The 20,165-nt window shown below is 48.2% G+C and carries 17 protein-coding genes; all 17 read right to left on the bottom strand.

The annotated features are described in order from the left end of the window. The coding region (locus tag V7D75_RS07170) for an Eco57I restriction-modification methylase domain-containing protein (RefSeq protein WP_333614009.1) at positions 1–6,758 on the bottom strand (6,758 nt) is incomplete at its 3' end. Positions 6,759–6,765: 7 nt separating this feature from the next. Further along, positions 6,766–8,718: a hypothetical protein gene (locus V7D75_RS07165; protein WP_333614008.1), complete on the bottom strand. Its 1,953-nt coding sequence runs from the start codon at positions 8,716–8,718 to the stop codon at positions 6,766–6,768. Positions 8,719–8,731: 13 nt separating this feature from the next. Continuing rightward, positions 8,732–9,463, bottom strand: coding sequence for a hypothetical protein (locus V7D75_RS07160; RefSeq protein ID WP_333614007.1), 732 nt, complete (start codon positions 9,461–9,463; stop codon positions 8,732–8,734). Between the two features lie 162 nt (positions 9,464–9,625). After that, positions 9,626–9,820, bottom strand: a complete 195-nt coding sequence (locus V7D75_RS07155; RefSeq protein WP_333614006.1) for a hypothetical protein — start codon at positions 9,818–9,820, stop codon at positions 9,626–9,628. Between the two features lie 4 nt (positions 9,821–9,824). Next, complete coding sequence (locus V7D75_RS07150) at positions 9,825–10,571, bottom strand: hypothetical protein (RefSeq protein WP_333614005.1); 747 nt, start codon at positions 10,569–10,571, stop codon at positions 9,825–9,827. Between the two features lie 104 nt (positions 10,572–10,675). Next, positions 10,676–11,614 carry a hypothetical protein gene (locus V7D75_RS07145; protein ID WP_333614004.1) on the bottom strand — a complete coding sequence of 313 codons (939 nt, stop codon included), beginning with the start codon at positions 11,612–11,614 and terminating at the stop codon, positions 10,676–10,678. A gap of 7 nt (positions 11,615–11,621) precedes the next feature. Beyond that, complete coding sequence (locus V7D75_RS07140; RefSeq protein WP_333614003.1) at positions 11,622–13,493, bottom strand: hypothetical protein; 1,872 nt, start codon at positions 13,491–13,493, stop codon at positions 11,622–11,624. Position 13,494: 1 nt separating this feature from the next. After that, entirely contained in the window at positions 13,495–14,235 is a 741-nt protein-coding gene (locus V7D75_RS07135) for a hypothetical protein (RefSeq protein ID WP_333614002.1), read from the bottom strand. Next, a complete protein-coding gene (locus V7D75_RS07130; RefSeq protein ID WP_333614001.1) occupies positions 14,235–14,588 on the bottom strand; it encodes a hypothetical protein in 354 nt (117 codons plus the stop codon). Before V7D75_RS07130 ends, V7D75_RS07135 begins: the two co-directional genes overlap by 1 nt. Then, complete coding sequence (locus V7D75_RS07125; protein ID WP_333614000.1) at positions 14,588–15,106, bottom strand: hypothetical protein; 519 nt, start codon at positions 15,104–15,106, stop codon at positions 14,588–14,590. The genes V7D75_RS07130 and V7D75_RS07125 overlap by 1 nt, the downstream gene beginning before the upstream one ends. Before the next feature lie 62 nt (positions 15,107–15,168). Further along, positions 15,169–15,795: a hypothetical protein gene (locus V7D75_RS07120; protein WP_333613999.1), complete on the bottom strand. Its 627-nt coding sequence runs from the start codon at positions 15,793–15,795 to the stop codon at positions 15,169–15,171. 10 nt (positions 15,796–15,805) lie between these two features. Beyond that, positions 15,806–16,450 (bottom strand): phage adaptor protein, encoded by a 645-nt coding sequence (locus V7D75_RS07115; RefSeq protein ID WP_333613998.1) that lies wholly within the window; start codon positions 16,448–16,450, stop codon positions 15,806–15,808. A 42-nt stretch (positions 16,451–16,492) separates the two neighbouring features. Next, a complete protein-coding gene (locus V7D75_RS07110; RefSeq protein ID WP_333613997.1) occupies positions 16,493–17,233 on the bottom strand; it encodes a hypothetical protein in 741 nt (246 codons plus the stop codon). Between the two features lie 87 nt (positions 17,234–17,320). Continuing rightward, entirely contained in the window at positions 17,321–17,773 is a 453-nt protein-coding gene (locus tag V7D75_RS07105; RefSeq protein ID WP_333613996.1) for a hypothetical protein, read from the bottom strand. Between the two features lie 95 nt (positions 17,774–17,868). Beyond that, positions 17,869–18,999 (bottom strand): N4-gp56 family major capsid protein, encoded by a 1,131-nt coding sequence (locus V7D75_RS07100; RefSeq protein ID WP_333613995.1) that lies wholly within the window; start codon positions 18,997–18,999, stop codon positions 17,869–17,871. 4 nt (positions 19,000–19,003) lie between these two features. Next, positions 19,004–19,207, bottom strand: coding sequence for a hypothetical protein (locus tag V7D75_RS07095; RefSeq protein ID WP_313205881.1), 204 nt, complete (start codon positions 19,205–19,207; stop codon positions 19,004–19,006). A 14-nt stretch (positions 19,208–19,221) separates the two neighbouring features. Beyond that, on the bottom strand, positions 19,222–20,133 hold the full coding sequence (locus tag V7D75_RS07090; protein WP_333613994.1) for a hypothetical protein: 912 nt from the start codon (positions 20,131–20,133) through the stop codon (positions 19,222–19,224). Positions 20,134–20,165: the final 32 nt, after the last annotated feature.

The raw sequence follows: 20,165 nt of genomic DNA, 5'->3' as shown, positions 1-20,165 counted from the left end.
ATCGCGGCGGCAATCATGGTGAACGTCTTGCCTGCTCCGACGGCATGGTTTAGGTACACATCGCCTTGGCGAATGACACGGTAGATACCGCGCTTTTGCGGGGCGCGTAACTGAATTTTGTTTGACATGCCAGCCAAGGTTAAGTGATCGCCGTTAAAGGTTGGCGGCACAATGTTGTTATAGGTCTTGTTATAGTAGTCAGCAAGCTCTTGTGTGCGCGTATCATCTGACCATAGCCATTTTTTAAACTCGGTCTTTATCTTACGCGCCACCTCATTAGCCAGCTCGGTTGCTACTGAATCGGTAAAGGTGCTGCCGTCTGCTGACTTACGGGTGATAGATATTTTGCGACTGTTTAAGATAGACTCGACAAGCTGTACGGTGCTGCGGTCTGCGGTGGCATAGTCAGATGAGCGCGAATTACCACTTACATCCCATAGTCCAACGGCGCTTGAGTATTCCGCATCAATCTTCGCGCCCAGCACTTCTTCGCTAAACTCTTTAATAGCACTGCCTGGAATCCACGCCGCACCCATGTTGCTAGAAATATCATTAGGTGCAATAGGTGCTGGCTGGACCGCTTCCAATGCTTTGACGTTGCGATTGTAAGTGCTGTTATTTTTGGCAGCGGCTTTAGCAGTCGCAAGCTTTTCAACCACGTTCCCAGATAAGTAGGTTTCAGCCAAGTCCCACTGGTTGGTTGTTGGGTCGCTATAAATCTGATCGCCAAGCTCAGTAATCACTTGCTCGCGGCTTTGGTTGGTCACTTGTGCGATACGGTCAATATCAAGCACGCCTTTTTCATCTAACGTATAAACCAAGGCATCTTGTGTACTGGTAATGGTTGGCGCTTTAGGTTTTCGTAAGCTGCGCCCTTCAAAGAAACTACCCTTAACAACCGTTCCTTTGCCGTCATCAATCACGTTTTCAAGCGCACTTGCTAGCACGCCTTCCACATCGAGGAATAAGCGTTGCTTGTTTTTAAAGCGCTTAGTAACGGTTACACTGCCGTCGTCGTTCTCACGCTCGCTGACCGTGTGCGCCATGAGTGGACCATGTTTTTTGACAAAAGCATCATAGGTGCTATTAAGTGCTGCAAGCGAATCTTCCCATGTGTCTGAATCATTTAACTGGTCACGCTGCGCCTGTTTAAGTGCGTCACGCACGCCCACATAGTCAGTCATAAAGGCAATGTCTTTGGCGCTTAAATCAATGGCCTTGCCGTTGGTGCCGTAACGCTGCGTCAGCGGTTTACCTACGCCGTCAACCACGCGCATAAGCTTGCCGCCTTTTAGATAGACGCCGCCTTCTTTATTGGCTGCACTCGCCGCATCATAATCAAGGCCTGTAACTTTAATGGCCTCGGCTTTGCTACCACGCTGCGGATTGAACACGTCTTTTGGTAGCTTGTCGATTGCCTGATTTACTTGGCTGGCAAAGTCGCCTTTGTTCGGCGTCACCGTATAGGTATCGCCAAAGCGGCCACTGGTAATAGCGTGCTCGCCTAACACCATGTCGGGATTATTAACAAAGTATTCATTGATAGCAGTTGGCTTACCGCTGGCCTGTATGGTTTTTACATTAGCCCATGCCGTATCGCTTGGCTGCTCACCCTCTAAGCGCTTACGCAAAAAGATAATATCGGTGACAACTTCGGTGCCCGCATTTTCTTTAAAGGCTGTTTGTGGTAAACGAATGGCGCCGATAAGGTCTGCCTGCTCTGCTAATAATTCACGAACGCTACTGCCTTTTTTATCCATCGTACCTTTTGAGGTGACAAACGCCATGACGCCGCCCGGCTTTAACTTATCTAAGGTTTTAGCAAAGAAGTAATCATGCAACTGCATAGACTGTTTGGCACTGTTCTTGCCAGCGCCTTTATAGCTCACGCTGATACCAGCAAACGGCGGGTTGCCGACTGCCACATCAAAATGATCGTCTGGTAGTTTCGCTTTAATGTAGTCGTCAATCTTCATGGTTGACTGCGGGTAGAGGTGCTGCGCGATACGTCCAGTGATAGGGTCAAGCTCTAGGCCGACATAAGCGCTGCTATCAGCCATTTTTTTAGGCATCAATCCATTAAACACGCCGATACCGCTGGCGGGTTCTAGCACTTGTCCGCCTTTAAAGCCAAAGTTTTCAAGCGCTTTATAGATACCCTCTACCAATACTGGCGGCGTGTAGTGGGCGTACTGCGTGGTACGCATAGCAGTGTCGTACTCACTCTTAGTAAGCAGTGACTTTAGTTTCTCGCCCAGTGCTTGCCAGCTATCAGACTTATACTTGCCAGTATCAGGGTTAGGAAATATGCCGTTAGCAATCTCACTCGCACCCCAGCCAGCATATTGAGCAAGTAACGCCTGCTCATTGGCTGTGGCTTGACGGCCTTCACTATCAAGTTGTTTGATAAGCTCAATGATTGAGACGTTGCGCTCTGCTACTTTCTGCCAGCTTAATTTTTCATTGCTGTCTGCTGGCGAGACGACATGATTCTTCGCCTTTACTGTAGGCGTCGCATCTGCGTCTTTAACTGCTCCATCATTTGATTGAGTGCTGTCTGCTCGGCCGTCGCTGTCATCTGCATCTGTTCGCTGACGCGCTGCTGCGGATCGGCTATCTCCATCGCTTTCGATAGTATCTGGTCTTGCGCCTCGTCCATCGATGTCAGATACGTCGCTAGTAGGCTCTGCTTGAGATCGTCCAGTGTTCCGGCTTTCTGCATCTGCTTGGACTGCTGTGGATAACTCTCCATCAGCACGCTGTCTATCGTCTTGATTACTTGTTCCGGTGTCATCGTCATTCTCGCTTAGCTCGTCTGTGGTGATTGTTTCAGCCTTTAACTGGTCATACTCGCGCTTACTATCCGCTACACTGGTCATCCCTTCGGTATCAAGTCCATCCCAGTTTCGAGCGCCTTCCCAAAACGATAGTAATTGAGGTTTGATGTTATCGCCAAAGTCCTCAATCATTAATTTAGCATAATCGCCAAACTTGCGCACACCACTTTCTATGTAAGCACCTGCCAGCGTCATACCAGCAATTGCCATTTCTGGGTCAAAGCCTGAGTTGAGTTGCCCCATCTTAGATTTCAATAGTGCGCGTGCGGCTGCCACCTTGTCTTCAGTGAATAGCTTGTTGTCAGCAAAACGGCTTTTGGCTTCTGTTGTGCTCACATCATTTTGTGATTTGTCAGTAGCGGCTTTCTTCGCCTCGGCTCGTTTGGCTGGCGCTGATTGCTCAGATGTTGCGGTTAGCTCCTGAGTATCGGAACTTCCATTTTCACTTGTTACATCGATAGGTGTAGAGGTTTGGTTGGTAGCTCCTGTGGTTTGCGCTTTCGGCTGAATCTCAAAGCGAGACTTGCCAGCGCTCACGACTTCATGCGTATCAGTCAAGCCTTTCTTGGCAATAAACGCTTGCGCTTTATCATTACTGCCGAACCATTTAGCAAGGCCGTCTTTACCGATAGCTGCGTCGTTGTTAGGCGCTGTAGTGTTCTGCCGTGGCGTTGGCGTACTATTGCTCAGCGAGCGTCCTTGTATTTCATCAACGCGCTTAGCGAATGCCTCAAACTCTGCGTCTGTGCCGCCGTACTCACCATTTTCATCAAGCGTCATGCTCAATTCAGTAGCAGCTTGCTCCTGTGCCTGTGCATAACTTGGTTTTGCTGGCGCGTTCGGTACAATCTCAAAACCACCGCCTTTTACCTGTTTAATGGTCACGCTATCAGGGTCAAGCTTTTGCTTTTTAATAGCAGCTTTTGCGGCTGGCTTGCTCTTATAGATACCTTTATCATCAGTAGAAGCTATGTCTGTCTGTTTTGACTTTCTGTCTGTTAGATCAACCTTGCGCTTGCCTAAAACCTCTTTGGCAAACTGACTATAGGTTTCACCTGACTCCATTGCGTCATAAGCGACTGGATTATTAAAGTCAAACTCTACATTCATTTCCTCACGTATGGCGTTTTCGGTTTCTTCCTGTGAATAAATGCGGCCCTGAGCATCTAGCTTCTTGGCAAAATATTCTGCTAAGCCTTCACGGTCTTTAGGTGCCACAGTCTTAGATTGCGTCGGCGCTGGAATATTAATAACTGGGTTTTCATCAGTTAACTGGGTAGCTGCTGGCGTGCTATCAATTTCTGCCACCTGTTCCACTTCAGCTGGTGCTGTCGGTGTTTGTTCTTCAACTGGCGCAATAGGCGCTTGCTCTACTACTGGTTGCTGCACTGGCATGGTTAAACCGTTAACAGTAGGCGCTACTTCTTGCGGCTGCTCAACTGCTGGCGCAGCAACTTGCTCGGATGTCTGCTCAGTTGCACCTTCACGACTTTGGCGAACGCCGTCTAAGCGCTCAGTGAACCACTGGTGCAATTCTTTTTGCACGCCCTCTGGCATAGACTGCCAATCAGCCTTAGCGACGTTCTGCTCAACTTGCCCGCCAAACGCATCCGCGATTGCTTTCGCCTTGGCTGCGGCTGGCATGTTGCTATCCCAAAAGCGTGCCAAGTTAAACGGTGCGCCATCGGCAGCGATGACGGTTGTATCAAACGATTCATTTTCGTAAGGCTGTGCCAGTTGTTCGCGGCTTGATAGCAGCTCATCTTCTTTGGCTCGGTTAATCTCTCGCTGCTCAATTTTTTGAGCGACGGCCTGCTTTTCTGCATCGGTAGTAGCAGCCTGCGCCTCTTGCTGTAACTGCACCTCAATTTGCTGCTGTTTTGCACGCTCACTAGCGATGTAATCATTAATGCTTGTGGTAGTACCTTTGATGCCTTCCTGCTGCTGGGCGAACGCTGCGTCCTGCTCAGTAGCAGCGGCGCGGCTGACCACACCTGCCAGCCCTTGCTTACCTTCTCCGCGTTTGCTGTCGTACCAGCTTTGTGCGGCGGCAATCGATTCTTCTAGCGGTTTCTCATTACTACCGTCTTCAATCGCTTCATCAAGTGCTGCTTGCTCTGCGATAAGCTCTGCGAGCTGCGCGTCTTGTGCATCAAGCTCCGCTTCACTCATTGGCTGGACGACTGGCGATTGCGGCGCTGGCGTGCCGTCTGGGTTTAATGCGTTCTCAAAATCTTGTTCGCTTAGCTCTGTGGCACCCTCGACTTGACCGTCAAAGTCACTGGCTGCGCTGTTGGTTGGATCAATGCGCGGCGCACGACGTGCCAGCGAGGTACGAGGAATACTTGCCTTTTCTGCCTCCGCTGCCATTGCATCGAGCACGCTTCTGGTTTCTTCAAGCTGTGCGGTTAATGCTTGACCTTGTGGTGAGCGCGGCGATACATCCTCGATCTGCTGTTGTAGCTGCGGTATTTGTCCGGCAACTTCGGCATAGGCTTGTTGTGCGGTTTTTAAATCATCTTGTGCTTGATGTAGTTTTGAGTTGCGCGTGCCAATATAGACGCCGCCGCCCATAGCCCCGCCCAAGATACCGCCCATCAGCATGGCTTCTTTTGTCTGCGCGGTATCAATCTTGTTTTTCACGCCCACATCAACCGCGGCTTGCTGTGCTTTGTAGTCAGTATAACCCTCTTGCAGTGCTTCTTCAGCAACGTTCAAGCCCACAATGCCTGTACCAACGGCGGCGGGTATCGCAACTCTTGCTACCTTGCCAGCGTCCGCTTTGACTGCTAACGTATTAAATACCTTTTGCCCCCACTTACTAACAGCCCCGCCAGCGTAGCGGTTGGCAGTGAATGAGCCGACGCCCGGCGCAAGCATACTAAGCGCGAGTGTCGCAAGGCCAACGGCATCACCCGATTCTTCAGCAATACTACTGATTGTCTGGTCGCGTGCTTTTTGGTATGCCTCATCTTCACTCATGCCAGCCTTGATATTTTTATCAAAGTGCCCTTTGTAGATATCCTTTGAGCGTACCGCTGTGGCTAACTGCTGAGGCGTGGCGTTTTCTAACTCTTGCTTGGTGCTGTCATTACCATCACCGTACGCTTGCGGGTACATGGTAGCGGCGGCTGTGCCGTAAGAGACAGCGGCGGCAGTCTTAGCGCCTGCGCCCAATAGCTGCACTCCCTTTGCAGCAGCACCCGCCGTACCAAAGCTTGCGGCCAGTGTTGGTATCTGCTCAACGGCTGATAGGGCAAGTTTCTGACCGAAGTTGCCGTTCTGCTGAATGTCACTATAAGCGGGATAGACTTGCTGTAGATTATCCTCGTGGCGCTCTAATGCCTTAGCGCCGCGATCAAAGATACCGCCATCATCATTCTCGCCAATGTCTGCGGCAAATTGTAGCGGATAGCGCAAGGTACGTGACGCGCCGGTTGCAAGCGCCCCTGATACCGCCTCGCCTGTATCACGCGCTGTATGTGCGGCTGCTTGTAATCCTACCGTGTTATTACGGATTGATTCGTTTTGGCGATACTCATTATCAAGTTGGCGCTGCGACTGTTTGGGTTTTCTTAGTGTGCCTATCTGCTGCTGTGCGCTGGCCTTTGCTGCTTGCAAGTCTTTATAGTTTTTATTAAATAGACTGTCATAGGTTTGCTGATAAGCTTTGGTGCCAGGCTTTAGGTGTGGCGCACGTTTTTTAATCTCTTGCTTGAGCTTAGCCTCAACCTTTGGTTTCCAAGTATTGTTTTCCCACTGACGCAAGGCTGCTGCTGCCACCTTTTTATCTTCATTGGCATAGCTCTTGTTGGTCGCAATATCAAGACCTTTTGATACTGGATTGCGAGCGTCACGCGCTTTTTGCTGCTTTTCAACGGCAGAACTAGCAATGCTAAATAGTTTTTTATCTAAGCTCATAATTTTTCTACCAGTCCATGTTGTCGTTTAGGTTTTCTAAGTAATTAAGATTCTCTGCGGCTTTTGGGTCCGTCTTGGGTGCTGGCAAGCCGCGTGCATACAAGCCTTGTAATTTGCTGGTTTGCGGGGTCGACTTAGATGCGGCTGGCTGACTGGCTTGTTGACCGGGTAGATTTAAAGTTAGCCCGCCAGCGCTTACTGGCTTGCCATTACCACTGCCTTTTGCGCTAGGATTAATGTTGTATATCATCTGCTTTAAGTTGCCGAGCGACGACGCGCCCGCCATTGATAGCAAAACCTTGTGCCCTAATGCGTTTTGGTTGGCCTTACTCATCTTTTTACGGTCACGCTCAGGCACAGCGCTAATCACTAAATCAAACGCTTCTTGATATAGGTTTAAAAACTCTTGCTCGTTTTTTGCTTTACCCATGTCTTTTAATTTCGTGCCAGCGCGAGCATAGGTAGCAGTAGTTGCAGCATCGGGTTTGATGCCTAAGTTTTTTATATCTTTTAGGGCAGTATTAACGCCCTTATCTACGTTGGCATTGAAGTCTTGCGGCGTAACAATACCCTTACCTGATTCCGCTTGCTTGGTTGAGGCTTTAGCGGCGCCCTTTGGTAGTTTTGGAATGGCTGGCACTGAGCGAGCAACCGTATTACCGCCTGACGCATGTTTTGCGAGATAGTCTGATAGAGAAGTACCTAGCTGATCTCTAGGATTGTAGCGGCCATTGGTTTGCACAAACTTATTCATGCCGCCTTTACCGCCAAGATGAGCGACGGCAACCAAGCCGCCAAGCGTCACCGGCGTGCCATTAATTACCTTACCTACTGCACCAGTTGCCTGCGCCGCTTGCATCAAGTCATTGATATGCCACTCGTTAACGGCTCGCTGCTGCGCTGCTGGCAAGTTTTTAAACTGGCTTGCTGATATGGGGCTTGAACCAGTTGCGGTTGCATAGTCTTTTAGACGGTCATCACCCATCTGTATTAAGCCGCCATAGCTTTTGCCGTTGTTATTGGTGCGAAAAGCTGCACTGTTACCGCCACTTTCTGTACCAGTAAGCGATTGAATGATTGAGCCTACGGTTGCCGGACCACCAACGATAGGCGTACCACCTGCATCAACATCTGAGCGTCCAACATATTCACCAATGCGGTTTTGACTATTGACGTTTGATAAGTCCACAGCATTAGCGTGTCTGACGCCTAGCTCATCAATCGTAAAGCCATGCTTCACGCCTAGCTCATCGATGGTATAGCCATGCTTCACGCCTAGCTCATCGACTTTATAGATATGCTCGCGCTGTTGTTTATTCGCATCTTTAGCATCGTCAATAATCGCCTCACCTCTTTTCAAGGTTAGCTTATCCTCTATCTCTTGGGTTTTAGCCGCACGCGCCGCTGCTGCTGCTTTAATTTCATCTTCAATCGCGCCTGCGTTTTGTAGCTTGTTATAATTACCAGTCGCTTCTTCAAATGTTGTGCCCTTGCGCCCAAGCTCTTGACCGGTTTCTTTATCGATGATGGTTTGAAAATAGAACGGCTTGCCGTCTGGTCCTTGGCGCTGAATAATCTTGCCTGTTGTTACGTCACGCTCAAACTCAATCTTGTACGGTAGCTTTTGATTACTGTTGACCGCTTTGGCCAATACATCAATTTTTTGCTGCTCGTCCGCACCGATACCATCTAAGTAAGCCAGTTGATTGCGCGTTTCCTCATAGGTTACTGAATCGGTAAATTCTTTGTTCTTAATCTTGTTCTGATTCAGCGTTATCTGATTGCCTTCAAGCGTCACATCATGGTTTTGCTGCGCGCGTAAGTCCTGCTGCTGCTGGCGTGCCAGCTCGCGCTGCTTATCTTCTAAGCGCTCCGCCTCTTTCTTTTTTTCATCTTCATAACCCATGATGTTTTGGGCGAAACGATTGGTAAACTGCGCAATGCCGGTTAAGCTACTCATGCCATTCTCCTAATTACATCCACACGCCGGTGCCGACCGTGGTCTTTGCTGGCTTATTTTTATATTGATCCCATGCTTTGAAAATGGTGCCACCAAGATCAGCCCAGCTATTCGCTGTACTATTGGCATTGGCTTGCGATTGATTGGCGCGATTGGTGTAGGTCTGAGACAGCGCGGTTGAGGCGCTATTGATATTTGATTGCACGCCGTTTAGCTTGTTGATACCTGTCTGATTGGCGTCTTGATAACGCGCAAAGGTTAAATCCTCGGCTCGGTCCATTTCTTGCTGGCGCGACTGATTGATTGTTCCTGCCAGCGCAAGTGCTCGTGATAAAGACAGTTGACGCCCTAATGAATCAGCACGTCCGCTATTGGGATTGACGCCTGTGCGCTGCATCTGTCTGAGTCGTGCGGCTTCTGAATTGGCAAACTGCGTGTTCACATCGCCAATGGCTCTTGTGGTCACGCCCTCTATATCAGGCTTTGCGCCCTGCCTAACCAGTGATAGATAGCCTTCCTCAATCGGACCGTATATCTTCTCGTAGTCCTCCTGTTTCTTTTTGGCAATCTCCATCTGCTCTTTTTGCAAGGCGAGCGAGGCGTCGCTATAGCCGTCCGCCTTTTTCTGCTGCTTTTTTTGCTCGTTACCGCTGACCAAGCCGCCAACCCCGCCAATCACAGCACCAGCCGGGCCACCCGTTAAAAACCCTGTTGCCGCCCCAAGTATGCCGCTTAAAAAGCCCATGACGCCCTCGCTTATTTAATAATGAATATGTAATTGATGAATTTTAGACACGACAAAAACCCAATCATCTGTGAATGACTAGGTATCTGTTTGTTGTGAGGTGGCAAAGACTGCCTAAGTGCTACAAGTATGCTGCTTTTATTATAGGTTTAGTATAACAAATTACTGTAGCGGCAAACTCTCTTTATCGGTTAGTTTGCCATTTTTAATATACTCATATCGATCATCAGCCTGTCTATCAATCGGCACAATAGACTCGTTTTCTTCTATCGGCATATCCTCAATAAACCAAGTAGGGCCTTCTACCGTCTTTACTATCTCGCCCGTGTCCGTCTTATATACTGCATAGTGAGCCATTTTTTTATCTCCGCATGGTCATGGCATGAATGTAACGTTGGGATAAATTGGCAGTGCCACCATCAGCCACACGCATTTGCAGCTCATAAGTGCCAGCCACTCCCGTACTATCATGTCTTGATAGCGCAAAACTGCCTGCATTTCGGTTGTCATTCGCCACATCGATATTATGACTGTGAGAGCCGGTAGTCGCGTAACCAATTGTCACTGGACCGCCAACATTAATACTCTGCCCATTAACATATATTGTGGTCTGAAAGCTGCCTCCGTGGTTGTGGCCTATAGCATCGTAAGCAGTGGTTGCTCTACTTGCTGATCTTGCTTCACTAAAAAACACCTCTATATTATCAGCAATCACCAGCCCGCCCTTTACGATACGGCACAGAATACTTTGCTTACGCGCGTAATCTGGGAAGTTGAAAATAGCATTAAAATTTAGCATGGTATGCCCCATGTCAGCGGGCACTGCTAGGCTTTGTATAGTAGTGTAGTTTGTACCAATAGCGATAGACGCTTCGGTAAAAGCTGATACTGGCACCGTCACCGCATTGCCTTTAATATCTAAAGTATCAATTGAGGCTCTGCGAATGTAAGTATCTTCTAAATAGTTTCCGGCTGGGATAGGTACGCCATCAATCACGGTGCCATCAGGGTATGATACGAACGGCACGCTCTTGCTGCCACTCTGCCCTTGTATCGCAAACGTGCTTGCCCGTACGATAAAATCAACAGTACGACCGTCGTTTACCACGCCCAGTCCACCGACAACACCATTTACATCAGCTTTAATCGACCAGCTTGCGTTAATACCGTTGATGGATTGCTGCGCTACCTGTATCGATGAGGTATTCTGACCTACTGTTGTTTGTAGCGTGTCTGTCTGTGTCGCAAGAGCGCTTTGGCTCTTATGTTGCGTTCTGTTGTGATTGCTGAGGCATTGCCATCAACTCTTGCGCTCATAGCATCAAATCTTTCAGCGGTGTACATGCCCTCTTCGATACGTGCTGAGCGCTCCGACCAAACACCCACACCTTTTAGCGGATCATTCTCGCCAGCCCATCTATCAGTATCCCCTGCCATGCGCGGATTAACCTGTACAAACAATCCGCTTATATCACTTGCATTAGCACTGGCGGCACTGGCGGCCGTCTGCGCATTTCTTGCAATAATACCCTGAGCACCGTACATTTCGTTATTAAATGTCGAGGTTAGGCCTGATATCTCATTGGCATTGGTATCAGTCTTGTTTGATACTGTGGTCAATTGCTGAACGATTGATGAGCTTGAGCTTACGCCGTCACCGTTTATCTGCGTATTAAGTAGATTTAAGTTGCGCGTGATTGCCTCATCTTCAGCTAGACGTGCTTCACTCTCCTGCACAATAAGCACTTCATTGCCTGAGACGGCATTAGCTCTTGCGAGCGCCTCATCAATGATAGCCTGATTGGTTAATATCAGCTCAGCAATACGCTCTTGTCGCTCTGCGTTGATAGCACCTTCATTAGAGTCTATCTTGGCGATACGCTCACCAAGTCCAATACTCAATTCCGACTCAGTGATCTGACCTTTGATTTTATCAAGGATGGCGCCGACGCCTGCTTCATCGCCAATGACTCCCACCAAATCCTCACGAGTATTTTTATCTATTCTGAGTACATAGCTTTTGGCCGCCGCGCTCAGTTCAGCTTTATCACCAGCAGATAGATTTTCTATGGCTTTTTTGAGCGACTGCAAAAACACGGTTGTGTCACGATCCGCGCTTCTTGGTACGCTTGGCAAATTCATTTTACTCATATGTCACCTATACAATCGTATCGCGCATGGTTTCAGCTAACACTATCTCGCGCACTGGCACGCTCGACTCTATTTCAATAGAGAAGTCATGCTTGACGCTGTGGTTTCTAATCCTAAATGGCTTATGGTCTTTGACCACTGATTCATGTATCAGCACTTTATTGGCATACACCCTAAAAGTGATTGCCTCTAATGGGTAGTCGTCTGCTATCACTTGCGCGGCAAGCATACGTCTAGGCGTGTCCAGATTAAAAGTCTTTGACTGCCACTTAAATGTCTTGCTGGTAAAAGCCTCAGCGTATTCCGGATTAAAGGTTTGATAGGTTGACTTTGTACTACCTGCTGGCAAGCCGCCTTTCCGTATCATCTGTACGACATTGCCGTTTAAAAAAGTATTTAAAGCATAATCATCAAACCACATCACGCCTTTGCTGCCGTTATTCAAATCGATATAACCGCTACCTTTATTAACGCCGTTATCCCAAAAGAACAGATAGCCATTCTTGTAAGCAGTTGCATGAATGCTGGACGGCTTAATCTTCTGCCAGTCCTCGGTTGAAAAGGCGTTTTCAGTCAACAGCTTGGCGCTATTAGTGGTGACTAAGACAAGCCCGTTCTCACTGGCATACATACAGCCGTGATTGAGGTTGACCATGCTGCGGCTTGAGACACAGCCTTCGTATAAGGGCAAGCTGAGCACACCCATACTCTCTGGGTCACTGCCGCTGATAAGCATAGGGCTGCCCGTAGTTGCAACCACAATCGTATTGTCGTAGTGCCCTAGCCCCATAATCGTATGCTGCGAGCTGAGTTCATAGAATCGCGGCCATGCGTACAAGGTGTACGGCTCTGATAAGCAAATGGTCTTTTCAACGTAGGCATAACCCACGCCGTCATCAGTGACGCCCAAGCCTTTCATGCCGACTCGTGGTGGATCATAATTCATCGTCACCAATGGCTCGCCTATTTTGGTTGAGCCATAAGGCATGTCATCGATAATGATTACGCTATCACCAGTCATAGTTAGCAGATACTCTTTGACAAAAAGAAACTGCGCCACGCCTAATGAGTTGGTCACTGAGCGATACAGCCGGATAGCATTGATACCATAGTCGCGCACCATCACCTCTCTCTCGCCTACGGCATAGGGTATGGTTAATGTTGGCGTATCACCCTTAGTCAGATATAAAACCTTTTCAATAACACCTGGCGCTGACTCATCACCAAAACGATTGACGTAAGTTAGGGCGTAAACTCTTGCCTCTGCGTGTGTCGGCAAGGCATTGATAATCGTCGTTACTGCGTCGTTAATCTCACCTTCTTTCTTATCGACGCCTGACGAATTTTTTTGATCATTAACTTTTTTAAATACTTCGTTGATGATATCTTCGAGCATGGAATAAGTGGTCGGCGCGTCTGGTGTCGCTGGTGGTGTTATCACTGGTGGATTGATACCGGTTATCACAACGTCTCTGACAACTGGCGGTGTCATGCCAGCGATATAATCAAAGCCATCTGAGACAAGGTTGTAATCATCGCCTGCGCCGCCCACATTCCAATCGTTAAACATCAAAGGCTGCTTGCTGTTCTCTGTTGTCCAATAAAGACGATAGGCATCATGGACGGGCGAAAAGGCAAATGTCACAATCGCATTGCTATACTTCTTGTAAGTCTTGTCGTTATGATTGAAGAACATTGCACTGGCGAAATTCTCAAGCCCTACAAGATTTGATAAATGGGATGTTGCGGATTGATTGATGGGCGACAAAATATCATGCTCAACCATGACGTTTTGACACGCCTGCGCCGCATGGTCCGGTAGTTTGGTTGGGTGCAATTTTGGCAATGTGCCAGCAAAATCATTAATCCGTATGTGCATGTTAGGCATCCACTATATTTAAGCACTCTAAGAATTGAACCGCATAGCGTGCGACAAGGCTATCGCGGTCTGTCCCATTGATGATACGGCGGCTGTAAACAAACTCGCCATAAGAGCCGTAGCGCATACACTTAGACAATGACAGGCCTGTGAATGAGCCTAGCAGCATACCCTCAATCATAATGGCGGCGCTGTTGGCTGGTACTAATGCCAACTCGGGATTGTTAGCTAAATCCAAGCCTAGCAGCTCACCCATTTTCTTATAGTTATCAAGCCAGGTTAGCTGTGGATAACCACGGCCCCAAAATAAATGAGGATATTGTGATTTAAGATAAACATCGCCGCGATGATTGGCATGACCATATACCACGCCTTTACTGTTGGTGTACCATTTACCATAGCGGCGGGTTGCGCCCTTACCATATTCGTTGATAGCTTCCATCTTGGCGGCGGTTTCATGCCACGTGGTAGCTAGTGTATAGGCGGCATACAATGGGTTTAAGGCATCATCGCCGCGCTTATTGATTGCCTCAAGCAGCGTATTAAAGCCGTCAACCTGCGCTTGGGTGAATCTGCCAAAGTGGTCACGCAATACACCCCAGTTGTAGTCCAACTTCTTACCGCTGGCATGTAGCGCCTTTTGCGATGTTCCGCCCCACGCGCCATCGATATGCTTTGGCGCAAGCCCTAACTGCGCCTGCAATCTTCTTACGGCGTTATCAATCCTACTGTCGTAGCTCATCACTTTTCTCCGCGCGTAAAAAAGCCCTTACGATAAGGGCGATATTTATAAATAAACTGGTATCTTTGTTTCGGCTTTTTCCTAAACACCTTCTTCTTACAAGGCGTATCCTTCCATGCTTTCTTGACCACACATAAGACCATCAGCAATATAATCACTCGACCAACCGCTGTTTGCCAGACCGGGTTAAAGTGTTTTGTCCAGTCTGCCCAAAAGAGGAATACCCATAGCGCCATACTGAGCGCAAAGAATATCCCCAGCTCTATGCGCTTGGTGTTAATGCGCTGGGTCAGCATGACGTAAAACATGATGGCAACACCTATCATGGGAACAGCATTATTAATGAATAGCATTATTTACTGCCTCCTTTAAAGATAGCAGCTAAAATCGATTGCACACGATTAACCACCATAACGACACTTTCTCTTATGCCCGTTTTAATGACCAGCACTACGTCTTTGCGTAGCACCTCATCATTTAAAACATCAGCGATCAGAAATAGCAGCACCGTTCCTGAGAATGAACCTGCCAGCGACACGCCAAGCATGACCTCGACTGGCGGCTGATTAGAAAACATAGGCAGTACAATAAAGGACGATACCAGCCCCACAGACACAGCTACCAACACCTTTAAAATCGGATTGCCTCGGCTTTGTAGTGTGTCGGTGAATAGTGCCCAGAATGAGCCAATGAACGATAGTACAATCATCGCTATATAGAAATACCATAGCGGCAGTTGTAGATATAAAAACGCATAGGTCTGGTTAAGCTGAGCACCTAACCCTACTGCGGTTGCGCTGGCGGCCACTCCTGATACTGAGAACACAAGGCCCTTAGCGATTTGAGTAGCAGCAAAATAATTCTGCGGCATAGTCGCTCCTTTTTTTGTGTGAAAAAAGACAGCCACATATGCGGTTGTACTAATTGTTGTTTTTAACCAAAGCTGGCTGGTATCTCAGTCATCGGTCTATCTTTCAAAAAGCCATTACTTACATCGCTCTTGGCTTTCTGAATGGCTCTTTCAAATAGCGCATAGTGGTCTTGCGCCAAGTTTGGCACCGCCCACTCACGGTTTGGCATCATCTGCAAGTAAGCAATGGTGCCGGACAGCAAGCCATCATAGTAATGATTGAAAAGATAGTCCGGGCATTCCTCAGTTGTTTGACTGACGGATAGAGATACGACGACGTTATCGGTATGTCGCTGCTTATCATCTAAGTTAATGATATTGGGATAACCATAGCGAGCACTTGCCAGCCAGTTGTCGTGCTCGCAGCAGTTATCGGTCAAGCGCCATACCTTGATGATATGCGTGTTTGCTGGCAAGGTCAGCTCGCAGTGTTTATCAAGTCGTGTTAGCGCCAAGTCTGAATCGGTCAACGGTCTATCGATATCAATAAGCGGATCAAAAGCATTGACGATATAAGCAAAACTTTCATCGCAAAACTTTTTCAACGCCTGCCTTGCGGCGAACACCACTGCAATGCGTGGCACATTGCTGGCGTCACTATTACCCAAGTGAATACTAATACCGTCCACAAAATCATCAAGCTGTGCCATATATCACCTATTAAGTAGAGGTACGTCTTGCAGATGATACGCGCTCATCTGCCGTGTCTTTAATACCTAGCAACTCCAAGCCTACACGCAGATGATCTGCACCGCTTGCGCCGTTACTACTATCGCCTGACAGCAACTTGTATAGCATAAGCTCCTGTACCGGCTGTGCAAAAATTGGCGATACTGGCAGTGGATTATTGACCGTAAGCTCTGTCACTTCATCAGCGTAGCTACTGTATTCAATCTCAAGCTTACTGGCTGTCGGTACTGTCGGATAGATGTAAAAATGCTTAGGCGAGCGCGAGTCAAACATATACTCTTTGACAATCGTGCCAGCAGCGTTATGCCAATCTGGTGACATGCTATCCATATCTTCTTGCTGCACCAATCGCACAGCGCGACCAGATTCACCCAATGCACTAATATTACGAACCACACGCAGTAGGCGCACGCCATTTTCAGGAATGAGCTGGCGTGAACCTTCTGTTATATCAATAGTTGCTATTTTTGCCGAGGCATCAGGACGAAACAATATCAACATACGCAAGGCTTCATTGAGCGCAATGATTAACGTTGCATCCGACCATGTGGTAGCGTCGGGGTCATTTAGCTGCGTCATGCGCATGCCATTTAATAAGTCTTGACTGCTAAACATATCGGGATAGTCCTAATGTGATTTCACATTAAGCAGCGGTTGCTACTTACCTTTGCTGGCTTGCTCGCTAGCAGCGCGCTCTTCTTCTTGCATCGCCTGACCAATCTTGCGCAAAATTTCATTCATGTTGTCGCCTTTAGCTGGCTTGACATTAAGGCTTGCGGCTTTCTCACGAATCTTGGCGCTATGCGCTGGCGTGAGATTGAGCACTTCTTTCGCCCAGTCTGCCACCGTGTCGTTTTCGGCGGTTTCAAAGTCGATAGACAGAATGTCATCAAACTTATTGATGAACGCGCCTTCATCGGTATTGGCGCCGCGTGTGACTTCAATCTTATCGACGTAACCTGAATCACCGCGATATAAGCGATACGACTCACGAATTGATAGCAATCGGTCTGCATGATCTTCATCATCGACGTTACAGATATGCGGCGATTGATCGTCGCTTTCGTCAATCGGTTTAAAGTGATAGGTCTTTTGTGTGGCGCGGTTATGACCAAACGTCACCTTGGTGCCACCCTTGCGGCGTAGTAAGCACTGAATAGTATCGCCGTCACCACTATTAGCATCAGCAACCTTGGTTACTTTCTTAGCGGCCGCTTCTAGTTTGTCCGTTGCCTTTTCGCGTGCTTCGGCTTCGGCAAGCTTTGCTTCAAGCTCTTTGATACGGTCTTGCTGCTCTGCCATTGCTTTGTTTTCTGCGCTTTCTTTCACAGCAGCATCAGCCTGTTTTTTGGTCGCAAGTGCTTTGTCGTCTTGCTTGTCGGTTTTATCGTCAGCCATGATAATGACTCCTTTTAATAAGCAGATTAAATGAAAAGGCCCACAGCACTGAATGCCATGAGCCTTAATTACTTGCCAGCAGATTATTTACTCGTCGTTATTGGCGTGACGATAGTGCGGCGTCACATGAATGTACGCGCCCTTTGGAATCGTGCCAGCGCCTTTGAACTCAACGGCGATGGTTGTTGGATTGTCATGCACTTTCGACAAGCGACCTTCAATGACGTTATCACCAACCTTAAACCACTTAGCAGCAGCAAGGCTCGCGCCTTCTAAAAACTTACCAGTGATAGCTGTTTCGTCTTGGTTCATGGTGCCAACGTCTGCGGTCAGCGTGCCACCAAGGGCGCTACATACCAACTCGATATGCAGAATTGCGGCACGTTCGGGCAGTTTGGCCAACAATAAGAAGTCACCATCAGCAACGGTAGTCTCTGCCATGAACTTATGGGTAATGGTTGGCGCATTGGTCACGCCACTGATCATTGAGCTTTGAATCTGCGTGTTATGCAAATAGCGCTCAGACTGGAACTTAGCCATAGTCTTTTATCCTTTTATAAAGATACTGTGTAAAAAATTGGGTGAATAAAAAGCAAGCTGGCATGACCAACTTGCTTTTAAAGCATTGCTTTAGATTAGGTGCGCGACTTGCTCACCGCAGTATAGACTGCCATTGAGTTGACAACCTTACCATCGAACTCTGGTAGCTTGGTGCCGTACACCATGCCCGCAGAAATACCGACTTGATTGCCATAGTCTTTTTCTTTTTCTTCCCAGTTGGCACGCATGTTCTTATCACTTGCCGAACCGAACGCGACTACAGCAGCCTGACGGCCCATAAATACGCCAGTATGCGCTTTCACGTTATTGCCTGCACCAAAGTCGTTATAGGTCACAACACTATTCACTTCTTTAATGTGAGTTTTGTTGTACTCGCCTGCACTGCCTTTGAAGATATGGTTTTGATAACCATTAGCAGCAGCCGCCGCTTTTTGGATATCAAGCCAACCGCCAACACCAGTGTCTTTGCGTAAGTCATGAATCTGCTCAGGCGATAGCGTCAGCATGTAGTATTCTTCTGCCGATTCTTCCAATGGCTCCATGCGGAACTCGCCGTCCGCTTTACCGCCGCGCTTAGCCTTTAAGATAAGCTCGTCGATAACATCAAGCGACATCGTATCAGCAGTCGTCATGCTGGCTTTAGACGTGGCTGAACCACCATAGACGATATGATCTTCATCGTACTGGGTGTAGTCCATTGTGCCGCGAATAGGTGCCGTTGCACCTAGCGGAATATACAAGTCTTTGGCATGACCACGACCACCGCCCAATGTTGTCATCACGACATCATCAAAGTGGTTAGCGTGCCAGCGCTCAAGCTTGACCTTAGCGATTGCTCGCAAGTCGTTGATGGTACGTTTCTGGTTCATCTTGCCACCAGGCGTCACACCGTGACGAACTTGGTTGATTTTAACTTCGTCCGTGAACGCGGTTAAATCTTCCTCGTTGCCTTCCAACACGTCATCGCCATAAGTACCTCGGCCTTTGAGCTGAACAAACATATCGAATGATACGTTGTCACCGGCGCCACTCTCCAAGTCGTTGATAACACCGATTGGCGCGTTCGCCATTGCACCGGCTTTACCGACAAGTTTGGTTGAGGCCATCAGCTTACTGCCGTAAAACGACTTAGCAAAAGCTGATCCGAATAACGCGCCTGCCCATTTTTTGATAGCTTGGCTATCGTTGATTTTAGTCTGTGCCATGATATTAGTCTCCTTTAGTCAGACTATTTTTGGTATCACAGCACGTATGCGCTTGTTCACCCGTTGAAAAAATCACCTCGCTATCTTGACTGGTTATCAGTTTAAGCCTTGGCGCTCGACCACTCTTTTTTTCTACCACAATGGTACAAGGGCCTGTAACTTCGATAACATCGCCTATGCTACAGTCTCGATAGCGTATTTTATTCATAAGTAAGTATTAGCCTATTGTGCTAAGTATTCAGCTTGTTGTGCTTCGCTCATATCGGCGATAGCGCGTTCAAGCTCTGGGCCGCCAAGCTTGTCTAAGTGTGCAAACTTGTTGCCTTCATTGCTGTTCGCTACAACCGCTGGCATGTTAGAAATGCTCGGCATGTGCTCGGGTTCCGGCTTTACGTTTTTATCAGCCGGCTTGTCTTGCTTGCCAGCCTCCGGCAAGTCCATATAAGACGATACCGCAGTACGTGCCTTATTAAGTAGCACATCAAACGGCGTGCCCGGCGGCATACTTTGAGCGATAACGCCTAACTGTTGGTCCAATGCGGCAAACTCTGGACTGCCTTCTACAAACGCGGCGTTCTCAGGACGTGCCATAAAGTCGCCCACTGCGACCGCAAAGTCTGTTTGGAATTGCTCTTGCTGGCTAGTCTCACGCTCTGCAATGGCATCTTCCTTGGTGACAAGCTCAGCCTCACGCGCTTCGATGCGTTTCAGCTCACGCTCAATACGAACTTTAGCAGTATTATAAGCACCGTCTAAGATATCACCATTGTCATATTGCTCACCTAGTGCATCTAGCTCAGCTAGCTTAGCGTCAAACTCGGCATCAATGGCTGTGCGCTTTTCTGCTACTGTTGCCACTTCTGCTTGCCAGTCATCATCAGCATCATTGTCAGCTTCATCTGCGTTGCCTGTGTCATCTTCGGTAGTATCGATATCGCCAGCAGCGCCATCGTTATCACTATCGGTTTCATCGTCGCTACCTTCTTCCGCTTCAATCGCTGCAATCTCGTCATCGGTCAAGCCAGCAGTCCAATCGTCATCGGTTGCGTCGTCAGTATCACCTACCGCATCGGCTGGCAAGTTTTCTAATTCACTGGTATCGACTTCAAAGTCGTCGTTCATATCATCTGGCATCGTGGTTATCCTTATGGATTGGGTTTGTTTTT

It is taken from the genome of Psychrobacter sp. (assembly GCF_036731945.1).
Taxonomy (GTDB): domain Bacteria; phylum Pseudomonadota; class Gammaproteobacteria; order Pseudomonadales; family Moraxellaceae; genus Psychrobacter.
The sequence above is the reverse complement of the archived record's forward strand: the minus strand, read 5'-3'. Positions and strand labels throughout refer to the sequence as shown.